General features: G+C 70.6%; 16 protein-coding genes and 1 pseudogene. 12 read left to right on the plus strand and 5 right to left on the minus strand.

All coding sequences use genetic code 11. The features are described 5' to 3' along the window. Positions 1–17: 17 nt before the first annotated feature. Positions 18–370, plus strand: a pseudogene (locus E5671_RS46505) (hypothetical protein); the annotation flags it as partial. A 173-nt stretch (positions 371–543) separates the two neighbouring features. Continuing rightward, entirely contained in the window at positions 544–672 is a 129-nt protein-coding gene (locus tag E5671_RS47110) for a hypothetical protein (protein WP_272902839.1), read from the plus strand. 20 nt (positions 673–692) lie between these two features. Here the strand turns inward: E5671_RS47110 and E5671_RS32250 are convergent, their stop codons facing one another. Next, positions 693–2291 (minus strand): purple acid phosphatase family protein, encoded by a 1599-nt coding sequence (locus E5671_RS32250; RefSeq protein WP_160507390.1) that lies wholly within the window; start codon positions 2289–2291, stop codon positions 693–695. A 151-nt stretch (positions 2292–2442) separates the two neighbouring features. Here E5671_RS32250 and E5671_RS32255 point away from each other — a divergent pair, with 151 nt between their 5' ends. Both E5671_RS32255 and E5671_RS32260 read left to right on the plus strand, forming a co-directional pair. Beyond that, on the plus strand, positions 2443–3483 hold the full coding sequence (locus tag E5671_RS32255) for a 3-isopropylmalate dehydrogenase (RefSeq protein ID WP_160507391.1): 1041 nt from the start codon (positions 2443–2445) through the stop codon (positions 3481–3483). Between the two features lie 245 nt (positions 3484–3728). Next, positions 3729–4826 carry a branched-chain amino acid aminotransferase gene (locus E5671_RS32260; protein WP_160507392.1) on the plus strand — a complete coding sequence of 366 codons (1098 nt, stop codon included), beginning with the start codon at positions 3729–3731 and terminating at the stop codon, positions 4824–4826. A 608-nt stretch (positions 4827–5434) separates the two neighbouring features. Here the strand turns inward: E5671_RS32260 and E5671_RS32265 are convergent. Further along, complete coding sequence (locus E5671_RS32265; protein ID WP_160507393.1) at positions 5435–6880, minus strand: cytosine permease; 1446 nt, start codon at positions 6878–6880, stop codon at positions 5435–5437. 162 nt (positions 6881–7042) lie between these two features. Here E5671_RS32265 and ureA point away from each other — a divergent pair, with 162 nt between their 5' ends. The 8 genes from ureA to E5671_RS32305 all read left to right on the plus strand — a co-directional run bounded on the left by ureA (position 7043) and on the right by E5671_RS32305 (position 16994). Further along, the gene (gene ureA, locus E5671_RS32270) at positions 7043–7747 is read left to right on the plus strand and encodes an urease subunit gamma (protein WP_160507394.1); all 705 of its coding nucleotides are present in this window, start codon (positions 7043–7045) and stop codon (positions 7745–7747) included. Continuing rightward, a complete protein-coding gene (locus E5671_RS32275) occupies positions 7744–9465 on the plus strand; it encodes an urease subunit alpha (protein WP_160507395.1) in 1722 nt (573 codons plus the stop codon). Before ureA ends, E5671_RS32275 begins: the two co-directional genes overlap by 4 nt. A 75-nt stretch (positions 9466–9540) precedes the next feature. Next, positions 9541–10554 (plus strand): agmatine deiminase family protein, encoded by a 1014-nt coding sequence (locus E5671_RS32280; protein ID WP_160507396.1) that lies wholly within the window; start codon positions 9541–9543, stop codon positions 10552–10554. A 14-nt stretch (positions 10555–10568) separates the two neighbouring features. Then, positions 10569–11198, plus strand: a complete 630-nt coding sequence (locus E5671_RS32285) for a TetR/AcrR family transcriptional regulator (RefSeq protein ID WP_160507397.1) — start codon at positions 10569–10571, stop codon at positions 11196–11198. A gap of 148 nt (positions 11199–11346) precedes the next feature. Further along, the gene (locus E5671_RS32290; RefSeq protein WP_160507398.1) at positions 11347–12606 is read left to right on the plus strand and encodes a PD40 domain-containing protein; all 1260 of its coding nucleotides are present in this window, start codon (positions 11347–11349) and stop codon (positions 12604–12606) included. A gap of 367 nt (positions 12607–12973) precedes the next feature. After that, complete coding sequence (gene cimA, locus E5671_RS32295; RefSeq protein ID WP_160507399.1) at positions 12974–14578, plus strand: citramalate synthase; 1605 nt, start codon at positions 12974–12976, stop codon at positions 14576–14578. 56 nt (positions 14579–14634) lie between these two features. Next, positions 14635–15996, plus strand: a complete 1362-nt coding sequence (locus tag E5671_RS32300) for a hypothetical protein (RefSeq protein WP_160507400.1) — start codon at positions 14635–14637, stop codon at positions 15994–15996. 104 nt (positions 15997–16100) lie between these two features. Beyond that, a complete protein-coding gene (locus E5671_RS32305; RefSeq protein WP_160507401.1) occupies positions 16101–16994 on the plus strand; it encodes an alpha/beta fold hydrolase in 894 nt (297 codons plus the stop codon). Here the strand turns inward: E5671_RS32305 and E5671_RS32310 are convergent. The 3 genes from E5671_RS32310 to E5671_RS32315 are packed head-to-tail and all read right to left on the minus strand — an operon-like array spanning position 16984 to position 18365. Continuing rightward, positions 16984–17196 (minus strand): hypothetical protein, encoded by a 213-nt coding sequence (locus E5671_RS32310; RefSeq protein ID WP_160507402.1) that lies wholly within the window; start codon positions 17194–17196, stop codon positions 16984–16986. The genes E5671_RS32305 and E5671_RS32310 overlap by 11 nt on opposite strands. 24 nt (positions 17197–17220) lie before the next feature. Then, positions 17221–17346, minus strand: a complete 126-nt coding sequence (locus E5671_RS47115; protein WP_272902840.1) for a hypothetical protein — start codon at positions 17344–17346, stop codon at positions 17221–17223. A gap of 5 nt (positions 17347–17351) precedes the next feature. Then, positions 17352–18365 carry an SDR family NAD(P)-dependent oxidoreductase gene (locus tag E5671_RS32315; protein ID WP_160507403.1) on the minus strand — a complete coding sequence of 338 codons (1014 nt, stop codon included), beginning with the start codon at positions 18363–18365 and terminating at the stop codon, positions 17352–17354. Between the last annotated feature and the right edge of the window lie 14 nt (positions 18366–18379).

The raw sequence follows: 18379 nt of genomic DNA on the forward strand, positions 1-18379 counted from the left end.
ATCTTGCCCCGGTTCGCGCCCCGCAGCATCTGACCGCCCGCCATCCCGGCATCGCACCGGAGGTGCGCGTGGTCCGCGAGCTGGGTGCGGGCACCGCGGGCGAGGTCGCCGATGGGCGCGCGGACGTGGGCATCGCGACGATCGGGGCAACCTCGCCCGTGCCCGCCGGGCGCGCTCTCCCTGAACGGAGCACCGCACGGAATCGAGATCACCGATCTCGGTCCGGAGCGCCCGTCGCGTTCCGTGGGCTACGTCACCACCCCTGAGCTGGCCGCCACGGTCGCCGTCCGCGCCCTGATCCGCGAGCTCAGAGCGGCCAAATGAGGGGCCGGAAGTGAAGCCCGTCTCAGATAGTAGGAAGTCCGAGTAATTGTGGAGACAGACGCTCCGTCCTCGCTTAGCTTTGTAGAAGCCGAACGTCTCGCTCGATCAAGCGAATGGCGGTCGTGAGCCGGAGCCCCACGCAGGCAACCCCTGTCGCTCCCACGCTCCCCGCCCCTCCGGCGTCTCGTAATCACCGTTCCCTCAAGGAGTGGATCTCCCATGGCCGAGACGACCGCACGCCGAGTCCGACACGCCTCCCGTACGACCGATTCCGAGCGCAAGAACGCCGCGGCGGCCCTGCAGCGCGCGCTCGACCGCAGGGACAACGGCGGTGCGACGGGTCACTGACCCGCCCCGCGCCTGAGTCCCTACTTACCGCGCACCACCTCGAAATGGTCCACGCGCTCTCCGCTCTCGGCGAGCGCGGAGACCGTCAGCTTCGGGTTCGCGCCGGCCGTCACCTCCACCGCGAGGAACGAGAAGCCGGTGTACCGCACCCGTGACCACTCCACCCTGTCCGGGTCGGGAAGGCGCGACTTCGTCCAGTGGAACGACAGGATCGATTCCCGGTCCTCGACGTTGCCCTCGTAGCTGTCCTTCACGCCGGCCGGGAAGTCGTACAGGTCCTTGCCCGCGCCGCCCGCGGTGACGTACACGATGCCGTCGCGCGTCGGATCGGTCGACGCGCCGACCGGCACGGGCTTGCCGACCTCGCCGCCCTTGACCGCATCCGTGCGCTCGTAGACGTGGTTGTGGCCGTTCACGACCAGGTCCACCTGGTGCTTGGTGAAAAGGCCGAGCCACGCGTCGCGCACCCCGCCGTCGGAGGCGTGCGTCGCCGTCGAGTACATGCAGTGGTGGAAGAAGACCACGATGAAGTCGATGGACCCGTCAGCCCGCAGCTCGCCGAGGCGCTTGTCCAGCCAGGCGGTCTGCTTGCCGTCCGTGTAGCCCTTGTTGGCGGGGATCTCGTACGAGACGTCGTTCGCGTCGAGCGCGACGACACCGACATTGCCGTACGTGAAGGAGTAGACGCCCGGCGCGTTCTTGGGGTCGAAGCCGTTCTCGGGGAGCGACCAGCGGGCGGACTGGCCGCCGTAGCCGTTCGGCGAGTACCACGCCTCCATGTCGTGGTTGCCGGTCGTCACCATCCACGGGACCGACTTCGCCACGGACTCCGTCTGAGCCAGGAAGGTGTCCCACACGCGTGCGTCGTACGTGTCGGACTCCTTGCCGTGCCCGGTGCTGTCCGCGTAGCAGATGTCGCCCGCGTGCAGATGGAAGGACGGGTTCTGGCCCAGGATCAACTGGTCGTTGGCGAGCGCGTCGTAGCTCACGCCCTGGTCGCCGAAGGCCGTGAAGACGAACTTCTCCGGGGTCGCGGGCGCCGTGCGGAAGGAGCCGATCGTCGCCATCCGCTCGGGCGAGGCCGGGTCGAAGCCGTCGTGGCCGACGCCGTAGTAGTACGTCGTGCCGGGCTTCAGGCCGTCGAGGGCCGCGTGCAGGTAGTACTGCTCGACCTTGGGCAGCTTCTTCGACAGGGACGGGGTGTGCAGATCGCGCACCTCCGCCTCGATCTTCCGGCTCAGCTCCCAGGGCTTCAACCCCACCCGCAGATAAGGGGACTTGACGGCGAACGGCACCTGCCAGGAGACCCGCATCTGCGTCTTCGGGTCGGCCCCGAAGGCGAGATGCCGGGCGAAAGGGGCCACCAGCTTGCCGTCGACCTTGACGGGCGCGGACGGTGCGGACGTCGCGGCGAGCGGGCTCGACGCCGAGGCGCCCTCGCTGTGTGCGCTGCCCGAGCTGCCGGCGAGCAGGCCTATGCCGCCGACCGTGCCGGTCGTGGCGAACGAACTCGCGAGGACCTTGCGGCGGGAGAACTTCCTGCGCAGGTACTCGTGCTGCTCCGGCATGCTCATCCCGGCCGCGAGCTGCTCCGGTATGCCGACGTTGGGGGTGTCCATGTAGAGAGAACTTCCCAGTGACCTCCAACTCCCGGCAGGCCTGAGGGTAAAGGGAGAGTGGCCATGTGGTGGCGCCCGCGTGGCGTGACCAGGGGTGTCCGCATGCCGGACTGCGAGTGTCATCCCCTGGGACGGAGCGTAGGGTGCTTGCATGTCTCGCAGCATCAATCTCGCAGTGATCCCCGGTGATGGAATCGGCCAGGAAGTCGTGGCCCAGGGGCTCAAGGTCCTAGGCGCCGTCCTCCCGCAGGATGTGAAGCTGGAGACCAAGGAGTTCGACTTCGGCGCCAGGCGCTACCACGCGACCGGTGAGACCCTCACCGACGCCGACGTCGATGCCCTCAAGCAGTACGACGCGATCCTCCTCGGCGCGATCGGCGACCCCTCGGTCCCGTCCGGCGTCCTGGAGCGCGGCTTCCTGCTGAAGCTCCGCTTCCTCTTCGACCACCACGTCAACCTGCGGCCGTCGAAGCTGCTCCCGGGTGTGGCGACCCCGCTCAAGGGCGAGCCCGAGATCGACTTCATCGTCGTACGCGAAGGAACCGAGGGCCCGTACACCGGCAACGGCGGCTCGATCCGCACCGGCACCCCCCACGAGGTGGCGACCGAGGTCTCCGTCAACACCGCCTTCGGTGTGGAGCGCGTGGTCCGTGACGCCTTCGCCCGCGCGCAGGCCCGCCCGCGCAAGAAGCTGACGCTGGTCCACAAGAACAACGTCCTCGCGTACGCCGGTCACCTCTGGACGAACGTCTTCAACGAGGTGGCGAAGGAGTTCCCGGACGTCACCACGGACTACATCCACGTCGACGCCGCGACGATCTACCTCGTCACCGACCCGGCCCGCTTCGACGTGATCGTCACCGACAACCTCTTCGGCGACATCATCACCGACCTCGCGGCTGCCGTCTCCGGCGGCATCGGCGTCGCGGCCTCCGGCAACATCAACCCGAGCCGCGAGTTCCCGTCGATGTTCGAGCCCGTGCACGGCTCGGCGCCGGACATCGCGGGCCAGGGCAAGGCCGACCCGTCGGCCACCGTCCTGTCCGTCGCACTGCTCCTGCGTCACCTCGGGTACGAGGACGAGGCGGCGCGCATCGAGACGGCCGTCTCCGCGGACCTCGCGGAGCGCGGCGAGACGGTCCGCAGCACCGAGCAGATCGGCGACGCGCTCGCCGTACGAGTAGCGGGCTGACCCGGTAGCTCACCCCTCTGACACAGAAGCCGCCGGGTCTGGTTCACGACCCGGCGGCTTCTCGTATGCGGCTCCGGGTGCCACCATCGACCCCTGGGCCGCATTCACGCTGTTTCTTCCTCGGCGCCACGCGAGCGATAATCGAACGTGGGGCCGCGGAATGCAGGGTTACTCGGACGTCCTAGTACGAGAAGTACAGGCGTGAGCGCGGTCCGTCACCATCACACCGTGAAGGACTAGTACTCATGACGACGACGCCGACACCCTCGATCGAGCTCAAGCCCACCTCCTCCCCGCTGTCGAAGGCGGAGCGCGAGGCGATCCTGGCCAACCCCGGGTTCGGTCGCCACTTCACCGATCACATGGTGACGATCAAGTGGACGGAAGGCCGCGGCTGGCACGACGGTCAGCTCGTGCCGTACGGCCCGCTCTCCCTCGACCCGGCGACCAACGTCCTGCACTACGCGCAGGAGATCTTCGAGGGCCTGAAGGCCTACCGCCAGCCCGACGGCTCGGTGGCCTCCTTCCGCCCCGAGGCCAACGCGGAGCGCTTCCAGAGGTCGGCGCGGCGGCTCGCGATGCCGGAGCTGCCGGTCGAGACGTTCATCGAGGCGTGCGACGCGCTGGTGAAGCAGGACAAGGCATGGGTGCCGGCGCATGGTGGCGAGGAGTCGCTGTACCTGCGTCCGTTCATGATCGCGAGCGAGGTCGGCCTGGGCGTGAAGCCCGCCAACGAGTACCTCTTCATTGTCATCGCCTCGCCCGCGGGCGCGTACTTCCCCGGTGGCGTCAAGCCCGTCTCGATCTGGCTCTCGGAGGACCGCGTGCGCGCGGTGCCCGGCGGTGTGGGCGACGCCAAGACCGGCGGCAACTACGCGGCGTCGCTGCTGGCGCAGGCGGAGGCGGCGGCGATGGGCTGCGACCAGGTGGCGTACCTGGACGCGGTCGAGCACAAGTGGGTGGAGGAACTCGGCGGGATGAACCTGTACTTCGTGTACGGGGACAAGATCGTGACGCCGACGTTGACGGGTTCGCTGCTCGCCGGGATCACGAGGGACTCGCTGCTCACGGTCGCCCGTGACCTCGGGTACTCCTCGGAGGAGTCGCGGGTCTCGATCGACCAGTGGCAGGCGGACACGGCCGAGGGCACGCTGACGGAGGTCTTCGCGTGCGGTACGGCGGCGGTGATCACCCCTGTGGGTACGGTCAAGTGCCGCTCGGGCGAGTGGACCCAGAGCGGCGGCGAGCCGGGCCCGGTCACGATGAGGCTGCGCGAGGCGCTGCTGGATGTGCAACGGGGAACTGCGAAGGACCAGCACGGCTGGATGCACGACCTCGGCTGAGGGGTCCCTGCGGGGCGGGAGCGGGGCCGTGCCGGCGGCGGTGGCGGTGGGGCGGGGTTGTTTTGCTTTCCCTCGCGTGGCGTTGCCGGCTGCGGGGCCGCGCCTGTGGCGGTGGCGGTGGCGGGTGCTGCGGGGTTGCTTTGCGTTCCCTCGCGTGGCGTTGCCGGCTGCGGGGCCGTGCCGGGGCGGTGGAGGTGGCGGTGGTGCGGGGTTGCTTTGTGGCCCCTCGCGTCTCGTTGCCGGCTGCGGGTGTGTCGGCTGCGGTGCGGCCTGCTTGTTGGGTGCGGGGCCGCGCCGGTATGTCCGTCCTCGCTATCGTCCGGTGACTGCGGGGCTACTTCGGCTCCGGAGCCTTCGGGAGCCGTGCTCCGGGCAGACATACCGGCACGTCCCCTCCCGAGCGCTGCCGACTGCGGGTGCATGCGAACCAGGCCCGCCCCGCCCCGCCGACCCCCGGCAAGGTGACCGTCCCCCACCCACCCCCCCATCACCGCGGGGCAATCGGGTGGGTGGGCGGGAAAGGCCTGTTCGTTCAGGGTCGGATGCGGGGTGATCGGGCGGGTGGGTGGGGAGGCCTGTTCGGGAAGGAAAGGCTGCGGGGAAGCTGATCAGGGGGCCACGCCGACCGCAGGGCCACTCTCCGCCGCCGGCTCAGGCTCAGGCTCAGGCTCCGGAGCCCGCCCCCGCTCAAGGGCCACGTACGCCAGGCCCCCCACCACCCCCGACAGCAGGAAACTGCAGTCCACCCCGCCCGTCAGGGCGAGCAGCGGCCCCTCGTAGGAGGGCAGCGAGACCGAGGCGAGGCCGACCACCGCGCCCAGCGTCCAGCTCACCGTCGCCGGGACGTTCCAGCCCGCCCGGTACCAGTAGATCCCGCCCTTGGAACGGCGGTTGAAGACCTGGAGCGCTTCCGCGTCGTAGACGCCCCCGCAGCGCACGAAGCCGATCAGGGTGATCACCGCCCACGGTGTGCCGATCGCCGTGAGGAGGAGGACGAAGGACGTCATCGCGTCCTGCGCCTCCCACGCGTAGTGGCCCACGAACACGCACCCCGTGGCCACCACCGCCACCGTGTACGTCGCCCGCGCCCGCGAAGCACGCGGCAGGATCGCGTCCAGGTCGAGGCCCATCGAGTACAGCATCAGGCCCGCGTTGCCGACCGAGCCCGCGGAGGCGGCGAGCAGGAGCGGGATCAAGTACCAGGTGGGGGAGGCGGAAACCAGCGGCCCCGCGTAGTCGAGCGCCGCACCCGCCGCGTACGCCGTGAACGTACCGAAGAGCTGGGGGACGAGGAGTCCGGCGAGAAGGCCCGCCCACGACGCCCGCAGCACCGTGCGCGAGCTGTGCCGGGCGGGGGAGACGTAGCGCGTGTAGTCGCCCAGGAGCGTGATGAACGCGATCGGGCCGCTCAGGCCCGCCGCCACAAGCGCGAGCAGCCACGTCGGCCAGAACGAGCCGAGGAGGTAGCCGCCCGCATCGGGGAGCGCCGACGTCGTGAAGTCGGGGGCGTAGGCCACCGCCCCGAGGATCAGCAGCGCGGTCATGCCGACCGCGAGGACGCGCGACAGGCGCAGCAGGACCCGGTAGCCGTACACCGCGCCCGTGACCGTGGCGGCGGCGAGCAGCGCGTACACGATCCCGTACGAGAGGCCGCCGGTGGGGAGCCCCGTCAGGCGGTGCAGGACGCCCACCATCACGTCGCCGCCGATCCAGATGGTCAGCGCGGTGTAGCCGAGGGAGAGGAGGAGGCCGACGATCGAGCCGACCAGGCGGCCCCGTACGCCGAACTGGGCACCGGAGGACGTCGAGAGGTTGGTGCCCGTGCGGAGCGAGACCAGGGCGAGGGGGGCCGTGAGGGCCGTACCGATCACCGTGCCCGCCACCACGGACGTGACCGACGCCCACCAGCCGAGGCCGAACGACACCGGCAGCCAGCCGAAGACGATCACCCCGAGGCAGAGGTTGGAGCCGAGCAGGATCGAGATGAGATCGCGGGGGCCGCTGGTGCGTTCCCCGTCCGGGATGGTGTCGACTCCGCGCTGTTCTATCGGCATGAGGGTGCCCCTGACGCTCGATCGTGGCCGCCTGCGCACACAGGCCGCCGTCCGACTATTTGAGTGCCGCTCAATGTGACCTGATGCATGCTCGTGCGTCAATGTTTCCGTTGGATCAATCTCGTGGTTAGAGTGTCGTTCAAATGATGGAGGTGTGGTGGCGTGCGGCTTACTCCCACGGAACGCGACCGGCTGCTGCTCTTCGGGGCGGCCGAGCTTGCCAGGGCCCGCAAGGCGCGCGGCCTCAGACTCAACGTCCCCGAAGCGACCGCGCTGATCGCGGACACGGTGTGCGAGGCGGCCCGCGACGGCGCCAGGCTCGCCGAGGCGATCGAGCGCGCGCGCTCGGCCCTCGGGCCCGACGACGTCCTGCCGGGCGTCGCGGACGTGGTGACCGAGGTGCATGTGGAGGCCGTCTTCGACGACGGGTCCCGGCTCGCGGTGGTCTCGCAGCCGATCGGGGAGGGGCTCGGGAGCGAGGCTCCGGGGGCGCTGCTCCCCGGCCCCGAGCACGAGGAGCTCGCGCCGACCGCGAAGCTCACGGTGCGCAACACCGCCACCGTGCCCGTCTCCGTCACCTCGCACTTCCACCTCTTCGAGGCCAACCCCCGGCTCGACTTCGACCGGGTGGCCGCGTACGGCATGCGCTTGGCCGTGCCCGCCGGGTCCTCGGTCCGCTTCGGGCCCGGCGAGAGCGCCGAGGTCGGCCTGGTGCCGATCGGCGGCGAGCGGATCGCGATCGGCTTCGCCGGCCTCGTCGACGGGCCGCTTGACGCGCCGGGCGCCCGCGAAGAGGCCCTGCGCCGCGCCGCCGCCTGTGGCTACCTCGGCATACCGGAAACCACTGAGCAGGAGGTCGAGCGATGAGCCGCCCCGGAGGCCACCCCGCCGAACCGCGCCGCCTCACCCCGTACGAGTACGCCGCCACGCACGGCCCCCGAGCCGGTGACCACGTGCGGCTCGGTGATTCGGGGCTGACGGTCCGCGTCGAGTCCGACTCCCAGCGCTACGGCGACGAATTCCTCGCCGGATTCGGCAAGACCGCCCGTGACGGTCTGCACCTGAAGGCCGCCGCCGTCCGCGAGACCTGCGACGTCGTCATCAGCAACGTCCTGGTGATCGACGCGGTGCAGGGCATCCGCAAGATGTCGATCGGCATCAGGGAAGGCCGTATTCACGCCATCGGGCGGGCCGGCAACCCCGACACCCTCGACGGCGTCGACGTCGTCGTCGGCACGGGCACGTCCATCGTCTCGGGCGAGGGGCTCATCGCCACCGCCGGATCGGTCGACACCCACGTCCACCTGCTCTCGCCGCGCATCATGGAGGCGTCCCTCGCCTCGGGTGTGACGACGATCATCGGGCAGGAATTCGGGCCCGTGTGGGGCGTCGGCGTCAACTCGCCCTGGGCGCTGAAGCACGCCTTCAACGCCTTCGACGCCTGGCCGGTCAACATCGGCTTCCTGGGCCGGGGTTCGTCCTCGCACGACGCCCCGCTGATCGAGGCGCTCGCCGAGGGCGGGGCCTCGGGCTTCAAGGTGCACGAGGACATGGGCGCGCACACGCGGGCGTTGGACACCGCGCTGCGGGTCGCCGAGGAGCACGACGTACAAGTCGCCCTGCACAGCGACGGGTTGAACGAGTGCCTCTCAGTCGAGGACACCCTGAAGGTGCTCGAAGGGCGGACCATCCACGCCTTCCACATCGAGGGATGCGGCGGCGGGCACGTGCCCAACGTCCTGAAGATGGCGGGCGTGCCGAACGTGATCGGCTCCTCCACCAACCCCACGCTGCCCTTCGGGCGCGACGCCGTCGCCGAGCACTACGGCATGATCGTCTCGGTCCACGACCTGAAGACCGATCTGCCGGGCGACGCGGCGATGGCACGCGACCGCATACGCGCCGGGACCATGGGCGCGGAGGACGTCCTTCACGACCTGGGCGCCATCGGCATCACCTCGTCCGACGCGCAGGGCATGGGGCGCGCGGGCGAGACTGTACGCAGGACCTTCGCGATGGCCGGGAAGATGAAGGCCGACTTCGGCCCCATGGACGGGGACGGCGCTCACGACGACAACGCGCGCGTCCTGCGCTACATGGCCAAGCTGACCATCAACCCCGCCATCGCCCACGGCCTCGCCCACGAGGTCGGTTCCATCGAGGTCGGCAAGATGGCCGACATCGTGCTCTGGCGGCCCGAATACTTCGGCGCCAAGCCGCAGTTGGTCCTGAAGTCCGGCTTCCCCGCCTACGGAGTGGTGGGCGACCCGAACGCCGCGACCGACACCTGCGAACCCCTCGTCCTCGGCCCGCAGTTCGGCTCGTACGGCGCGACGCCCGCCGACATCTCCGTGGCCTTCGTCGCGCAGGCGGCCGTCGACCAGGGCAACGACCAGATGCCGACCCGGCGGCGCCGGGTCGCCGTGCGCGGCACCCGTGGGATCGGCCCCGCCGACCTGCGGCTCAACTCCCGCACCGGCTCCATCGACGTCGACCAGCGCTCCGGCCTTGTCACGCTCGACGGCGACCCGGTGCGCTCCGATCCCGCCGACTCGGTCTCGCTCAACCGCCTCTACTTCCTGTAGTCCCTCCTTCCTGTAGTTCCACCTTCCTGTAGTTCCCTCGCCAGCCCTCCTTGAAGTCCTTCCATAGGGATCACCATGACCTTCCACATGCCCGCCGAGTGGGCCCCGCACGAGCGCACCTGGATGGCCTGGCCGGGCCCCAACCCCACCTTCAGAGACGAGCGCGAGCTCGCCGAAGGACGGGCCGCCTGGGCGGGCGTCGCCCGTGCCGTACGCCGCTTCGAACCCGTCACGATGGTCGTCGGAACGGGCCAGAGCGAGTCGGCCCGCGCGCTCCTCGGCCCGGACATCGAGCTCGTCGAGCGCGATCTCGACGACGCGTGGATGCGGGACATCGGCCCCACCTTCGTACGCGACGGAGACCAACTGGCCGCCGTGGACTGGATCTTCAACGGCTGGGGCGGCCAGGACTGGGCCCGCTGGGAGCACGACGCGAAGATCGCCCGCCATGTCGCCGACCTGGCAGGCGTACCCGTCCACTCCTCGCCCCTGGTCAACGAAGGCGGCGGCATCCACGTCGACGGCGAGGGCACGGTCCTGCTGACCGACACGGTCCAGCTCGACCCCGGACGCAATCCGGGCCTCACCCGGGAGCAGGCCGAGGAGGCGATCCACGCCCGCATCGGCACGCGCAAGGCGATCTGGCTGCCGAAGGGCCTGACCGGGGACTACGGCCAGTTCGGCACCCGGGGGCACGTCGACATCGTCGCCGCCTTCGCCGCGCCCGGCATCGTCCTCGTCCACTCGCAGCAGGACCCCGCCCACCCGGACTTCGAGGTCAGCAAGGAGATCATCGGGGTCCTGCGCGGGCAGACCGACGCCCGGGGCCGCGCCCTGCAGATCGTCGAGGTGCCCGCGCCGACCGTCCTCACCGACGACGAGGGCTGGGTCGACTACTCCTACATCAACCACTACCTCTGCAACGGCGGCGTCGTCCTGTGCGCCTTCGACGACCCGCGCGACGAGATCGCGGCGGGCATCTTCCGCCGTCTCTTCCCGGAGCGGACCGTGACGCTCGTCGACGCCCGTACGATCTTTGCCGGGGGTGGTGGCATCCACTGCATCACCCAGCAGCAGCCGAAGGTGTGACCTAGGAGTACCCCATGGCCGGGACAGCCCGTGCGCGCAAGAACGCACCGCCGCGCGAGGACGTCCTCGCCGCCGCCATGGAGATGATCGCCGAGCGCGGCCTGGAGAAGCTGACCATGGCCGCGCTCGGCCGTGAGGTCGGCATGAGCAGCGGCCACCTCCTCTACTACTTCCGCACCAAGGACGAGCTGCTCCTGCGCACCCTGGAGTGGAGCGAGGCCGCGCTCGGCGCCGAGCGCGGCCGGCTCCTTGCCCGGCAGGGCACGGCCCGCGAGCGGCTCGACGCGTACGTCGACCTGTACGTCCCCGACGCCCCCGGCGACCCCCACTGGACGCTCTGGCTGGAGGTCTGGAACCGCTCCCTGAACGCCGACGAGGACGGGCGCGACCGTCAGGCCGCCATCGAGAGCGCCTGGCACCGCGACCTGGTGGCGCTGCTCGCCGAAGGCGTGTCGCGAGGCGAGTTCAGGGCCATGGACCCCGACCGGTTCGCGGCCCGGCTGCGGGCGCTGCTCGACGGATTCTCCATCCACGTGGCGATCGGCCTGCGCGGCACGGGGCGTGACCAGATCCTCGCGCACGTACGGGAGTTCCTGGACGGAGCGCTAGCGTCCGGCTCCCAGGACCCGGCGACCCCCGTCTAGGTTGTACGCGTTCCGGCGGATTGTGCGTTTCCTGGCGGTGCGCTTGTATCCCCGTGGGCCCTCGGTGCGGTCCGGCACCGACCTCGCACGCACCGAACCGAGGAAGCCCATCCGCACGGAACTCTGAGGAACCACGGGGGATTTGACCATGCACAGCACCAAGCGCCGCGCCGCCCTGGCCGCCGCCGTACTCGTCGCCGCGATCACCGCCTCGACGCTGCCCGCCGCCTCCGCCGCGCCCGGCGCCGACGCGCCCCGCACCGAGGGCGTCAGCGTCACGGCCGACGGCAAGGCCGCCAACGACCGTTCCGCGGGGGCCGTGATCAGCAGGGACGGCCGGTTCGCCGCCTTCGACTCCGAGGCCACCGACCTGGTCGCGGGCGACACCAACGGCCGGAGCGACATCTTCGTACGCGATCTGCGCACCGGAAAGACCGAGCGGATCGCCCTCGAAGGGCGGGACCTCAGGAAGGCCTCGCTGAGCGCCGACGGGCGTTACGTCGCGATGATCACCAGCCCCGCGGACGCCTACTCGGTGAGCGACGTCCGGCTCTACGACCGCAGGACCAAGAAGTTCGAGCGCCTCGACGTCGAGCTGCCCGACGGCTACCCCGGGGACAGCGCGGGCAGCGTCTCGCTGAGCGCGAACGCCCGCTACGCCGTCTTCAGCACGGACGGCCCGCAGTTCGACGGCACGGCGGTCTTCCTGCGCGACCGCAAGACCGGCACCACCGAGAAGGTCAGCCACCCGTACACCGGCGGTGACGGGGAGCGCGACGCCCACTCGCCGACCGTCAGCGACGACGGCCGCCACGTCGCGTACGCGAACTCCTTCGTCAACGGCCCGCGCGGCGACGACTGGAGCGATCTGTGGGTGCGCGACCGCAAGACGGGGAAGGTGACGCAGGTCGACCGTTCCCACGACGGCTCCAAGACCGAGAAGGAGTCCCTGGACGCGTCCATCAGCGGCGACGGCCGCACCGTGGTCTTCGAGTCCCGCGACACGCACCTCGTCCCGAACGACGACGACGCCGCCTGGAACGTCTTCGTGCACGACCTCGCGTCCGGCAAGAGCCAGCGCATCCACGGCACCCAGGGCGGCCCCGGCGAGGCCTACACCCGCGCGCCCGCGATCAGCGCCGACGGGCGGTACCTGACGTACATGTCGGAGCTCACCGAAGCCGGCGCCGAGTACGGCAAGGAGTGGCCCGTCTACCTGCGGGACCTGAAGAAGGGCGGCACCACACTCGTCACGCCGGACACCACGGGCGGTGCGGCCTCGGCCCAGGTCGCCCCCGGCGGCATCTCGGCGGACGGCCGCAGGATCGCCTTCCTCTCCGGCGACGCGTCGCTCCTGAGCGGCGACACCAATGACGGCTACGACACGTTCGTACGCCACCTGCGCTGACGCGGTCGCACAGCCTGCGGGCGGCGCGTCCCACGCGTCGCCCGCGGCGAGGTGTCCTATGACGTCCACGTACGCCCGCATCGTGAGACGGGGCAGCGCGGTGTGTGCGGGCTGTGGCAGGCTGCCACCGTGCTCTCGTTCGCCATGATTATTGGCAGCAGGCGCGCCGGTCCGCAGTGACCGTCTCGTACCACCATGTACGGGCGGACACCGTCGTCTCTCGACCCGCGCGCAAACCTCTCGTACCCACGAGGGGTTTTTTCGTTTCCTGGCCCAACATCAGCCGGACGCGGAGCGCGAGGGATCATTGAGGCGGTGGAGCCGGTCATTCCGGTAGACCGAGATCCGACACAGGAGCCAGATCAGCATGACGGAAACCAGCACACCCGACGATTCGTTCCACGTCTTTGACACCACGCTGCGCGACGGCGCGCAGCGCGAGGGAATCAACCTGACCGTCGCGGACAAGCTGACCATCGCCCGGCACCTGGACGACTTCGGCGTGGGCTTCATCGAGGGCGGCTGGCCGGGCGCCAACCCCCGCGACACCGAGTTCTTCGCCCGCGCGCAGCAAGAGATCACCTTCCGGCACGCCCAGCTTGTCGCCTTCGGCGCCACCCGCCGCGCCGGTGGCTCTGCGGCCACGGACCCGCAGGTCAACGCCCTGCTGGAGTCCGGCGCCCCGGTCATCACGCTCGTCGCCAAGTCCCATGACCGGCACGTCGAGCTCGCCCTGCGCACGACCCTGGAGGAGAACCTGGAGATGGTGCGCGACACCGTCGCCTACCTCCGGGACCAGGGGCGGCGCGTCTTCGTCGACTGCGAGCACTTCTTCGACGGGTACCGCGCCAATCCCGAGTACGCGAAATCCGTCGTCCGCACGGCCTCGGAGGCGGGCGCCGACGTCGTCGTCCTGTGCGACACCAACGGCGGCATGCTCCCCGCCCAGGTCAAGGCCATCGTCGGCACCGTGATCGCCGACACCGGCGCCCGGCTCGGCATCCACGCGCAGGACGACACGGGCTGCGCGGTGGCCAACACCCTTGCCGCCGTCGACGCGGGCGCGACCCACGTCCAGTGCACGGCCAACGGCTACGGCGAGCGGGTCGGCAACGCCAACCTCTTCCCCGTGGTCGGCGCCCTGGAGCTCAAGTACGGCAAGCAGGTCCTGCCCGAGGGCTCGCTGCGCGAGATGACCCGGGTCTCGCACGCCATCGCCGAGGTCGTGAACCTCACCCCCTCCACGCACCAGCCGTACGTGGGCGTATCGGCCTTCGCCCACAAGGCGGGCCTGCACGCCTCCGCGATCAAGGTCGACCCGGATCTCTACCAGCACATCGACCCGGACCTGGTGGGCAACCGCATCCGGATGCTGGTCTCGGACATGGCCGGACGCGCCTCCATCGAGCTCAAGGGCAAGGAGCTCGGGATCGACCTGGGCGACGACCGGGCGCTGGTGGGCCGGGTCGTCGAGCGGGTCAAGGAGCGGGAGCTCAAGGGCTACACGTACGAGGCAGCCGACGCGTCCTTCGAACTGCTGCTGCGCGAGGAGGCCGAGGGGAGGGCCCGGCGCTACTTCCGCGTCGAGTCCTGGCGGGCCATCGTCGAGGACAGGCCCGACGGCACGCACGCGAACGAGGCGACCGTGAAGCTGTGGGCCAAGGGCGAGCGCATCGTCGCCACGGCGGAGGGCAACGGCCCGGTCAACGCGCTCGACCGGTCGCTGCGGGTCGGCCTGGAGCGGATCTATCCGCAGCTCGCCAAGATGGAGCTGGTCGACTACAAGGTCCGCATCCTTGAGGGCAAGCACGGCACGTCGTCCACGACCCGGGTACTTATCTCCACCAGTGACGGTGACGGTGAGTGGTCGACGGTGGGGGTGGCGGAGAACGTGATCGCGGCGTCGTGGCAGGCGCTGGAGGACGCGTACACCTTCGGACTGCTGCGGGCGGGCGTCGAGCCCGTCGAATAGAAAACTGGTTCGGCTCAGGACCGCCGTAGCGTGCCCGACTGGGTTAGCTTCGAAGTATGAGCAATGGGACGAAGCGCATATTTGTCGCACTGTCCGGGATGCTCCTGTCCCTGGGTGCCGTGTCGTTCACGGCGGCGCCCGGGGCCGCGGCCGCCACCAGTGTTCCGGCCGTGGCCGACGCCTGGGAGAAGAGCCCGGTGTACGTGGATCCGGCCGCCTCGGACCAGCTGTCCGGGGCCGACGCGGATGCCATCGCGGAGAAGATCACGGACGCCGACAAGCCCGTGTTCGTGGCGGTGCTGCCCGCCGACTTCCCCCAGCAGGACCTCTTCCAGAAGCTGCGCACCGAGACCGGCGTGACGGGTGTGTACGGGATCAGGCTCGGCGACGCGTTCGACGCGAAGGCAGACCGGCAGGTCCTGAGCAACGCGGCCGTCTCGAACCTCGTCGCGACCTACGGGGACGTGGACAACACCAAGACCCAGCTCAACGACTTCGTCGACCAGGCGGTGAAGGACGCCCGCGGCTCGGCGCCCGCGTCCTGGGACGCCGGTTCCGACGACGGCACTCCCGTGGCCGCGCTGATCGGTGTCGGTGCGGTGCTCGTCGCGGGCGGCGGGGCCACGTACGCCGTGGTCCGGCGGAACCGGCGGCGCAAGGCCGAGGAGCAGCGGGTCGCGCTGGAGAAGCTGAGGGTCGTGGTGGACGAGGACATCACGGCGTACGGCGAGGAGTTGGACCGGCTCGACTTCCACCCCGGGGAGGCGGGAGCGGACGACAAGATGCGCGCGGACTACGAACGGGCCCTCGACTCGTACGAGAAGGCGAAGTCGTTCATGGCGGCGGCGGAGCGGCCTGAGCAGGTGCGGGCCGTGACGCAGTCCCTGGAGGACGGCCGCTTCTCGCTCGCCCTGCTCGCCGCCCGCCGGGAGGGCCGCCCGCTGCCGGAGCGGCGCGCTCCCTGCTTCTTCGACCCGCGGCACGGCCCGTCGGTGAAGGACGCCCAGTGGGCGCCGCCGGGCGGGGCCGAGCGGACGGTCCCGGTGTGCCTGGCGGACGCGACGCGCCTCGCGGACGGCGAGGAGCCCATGTCGCGGACCGTGGTCACGGAGTCGGGGGAGCGGCGCCCGTACTGGGAGGCGGGCCCGGCCTACGGCCCCTGGGCCGGTGGCTACTTCGGCGGCGGCATGCTGCCGGCCCTGCTGGTGGGCACGATGCTGGGCGGAATGATGGCGAGCCCGGCGTACGCGGCTGACTACGGGGCGGGGTACGGGGACTTCGGGAGCGGCGCGGGCGCGGGGTACGACGGCGGCGACTACTCGGGCTCGGACTTCGACCCCGGGGACTACGGGGGCGGGGGCTTCGGGGGCGGCGGGGACTTTGGCGGGGGAGGGGACTTCGGGGGTGGCGGGTTCTAGCGGGTTGACCGGCCGGAGGTTATGCGAGACGATACGTTGCGTATCGCCTCGCACTCGTCTCGTGCGTCGCCATGATGCCGCCCCGCTGATCCGGAAGGTCACCCATGCAGCGACAGCAGCAGTACGTCGAAGTCGCCCCCGGCGTCCGCCTGTGGACGGAGCGGTGTGGCGCGCCCGAAGCCCCCGCGCTGCTCCTTGTCATGGGCGCCCAGGCCTCCGGCCTCGGCTGGCCCGACGCCCTGGTCGACGCGCTCGCAGCCCGGCACCAGGTCATCCGATACGACCACCGGGACACGGGGCGCTCCACCTCCACCTTCGATCAACGCCCATACCCCATAACGGACTTGGCACGGGATGTCGTAGCCGTCCTGGACGGTCTCGGAGTGGAACGCGCGCATCTGGTGGGCATGTCCCTCGGCGGCATGCTGACCCAGCTGGTGCTCGCCGACCATCCCGAGCGCGTCCTCAGCGCCACGCTGATCGGCACCTGCGCGCTCAGCGAGACCCCGTACGTGGCCCCGGACGGAACCGAAGTCCCCGCCGCTGAACTCCCCGGCATCGCCCCGGAAGTCCTTGAGATGTGGTCGCGCCCGGTCGATGACGCGGGCCTCGATGCCGAACTGGACCGCAGGGTGGAGCACTGGCGCGTCCTGAGCGGCAGCCAACTGGACGTGGACGAGGCGTACTTCCGTGATCTGGAGCGCCGCATCATCGAGCACACCGGCACCCACGTCGCCTCGACGGCCCACGCGCGGGCCGTCGACTCCGACATGCTCCGCACCGACGAACTGGCAGATACGAAGGTCCCCACGCTCGTCATCTCCGCCCCGGCCGAGCCGGTATTCCCACCCCCGCACCCGCACCACCTGGCGCAGGTCATCGGCGGCGGCACCGCGCAGGTGGTGGAGATCCCGGGCATGGGCCACGCCCTGCCCTCGGCGGTGCAGGGCCCACTGGCGGAGGCGATCCTGGCGCACACGGCCTCCGTCAGCGCCTAGCTGCCGCGCGCCGTTCTGCCGCCGCGTGCCACCAGCCCGGCGGCGAGGGGCCGACCACGCGGGACGTGGGCCGGGCCGGGTGCAGGCCCAGCGGGCGGAGTGCGTCAGCCCGGACATGAACCACGAAGAAGCCGTGCCAGTGGCCGTCGGGGCCGGGGCCGCACATGTGGTCCCAGTACACGCCGTCCGGCGCGAACGGCATCCAGTCGATGCCCCGCTCACGCAGTCAAGCGCGGACAGCGGCCATCGGCCGCGGCCGGCCGGACGCGTTCTCGTATGAGGCGATGGTGATCCACTCATGCCGGTCCCGGGTCATGCGGGTCATGCTGGTCATGCTGGTCATGCTGGTCATGCTGGTCATGGTGCCAGATCACCCAACCCCGTCAATTCCGCGGACAGTTGCCAGAGGCGGGCCGCCGCATCGGGGTCCGTCGCCCACGGCTTGACGCCGCCGATCAGCATGTCCTCCGTCATGGCGGGCTCCGCGACATCGCAGTCCTGGCAGTACGCGCCGCCATGGCCGTCGAGCAGCGGTGACGTCGCCGCCCAGACCGCCGTGGCCGCTCCCTGCGCCGGGGTCTTGAAGCCCTGCGCGGGTGTGCCGTCGGCGGTCACCCAACCCTGCGCGATCTGTTCCTCGTGAGGGATGTGGCGTTGGAGGGGCGTGAGGATGCTGCCGGGGTGGACGGAGAAGGCGAGTGGGCCGGTGCCTGCCGAGCCCAGGGAGTCGAGGTGCAGGGCGAAGAGCGCGTTCGCCGTCTTGGACTGGGCGTAGGCGAGCCAGCGGTCGTAGCCCTCGCGGAAGTGCGGGTCCGCCCAGCGGATGCCGGAGAGGAAGTGGCCGGAGGAGGCCACGGACACCACGCGGGCTGGGCCTGCGGTGCTGGCGGTGCCTGCGGTGCTGGCGGTGCCCTGACTCAGCGCCGGGTAGAGGCGGTTGACGAGGGCGAAGTGCCCCAGGTGGTTGATCGCGAAGTGGGACTCCCAGGTGCCGTCCGGACCGACGCGGGTTTCGGGGCAGGCCATCACGCCCGCGTTGTTGATGAGGATGTCGAGGGTGCGGCGCGTGTCGAGGAAGCGGTCGGCGAAGTGCCTGACGCTGTCCTGGTCCGCCAGGTCGAGCGCCTGCACCTCCACGCGGTCCGTGCCCCGCAACGCCTCCTCCGCCGTACGGGGCCTGCGCGCCGGGACGATGACGTACGCGCCCGCCCGGGTGAGTGCCCGGGTGATCTCCAGGCCGAGGCCCGAGTAGCCGCCGGTGACCAGCGCCGTCCTGCCCGAGAGGTCGATCCCGTCGAGCACGCCGTCCGCCGTGCTCAGCGCCCCGAACCCGCTGCCGATCTTGTGCTGAAGCTCTTGCCGTGTGGTCATGCGCGTGACGCTAG

The organism is Streptomyces sp. BA2 (genome assembly GCF_009769735.1).
Lineage (GTDB): Bacteria > Actinomycetota > Actinomycetes > Streptomycetales > Streptomycetaceae > Streptomyces.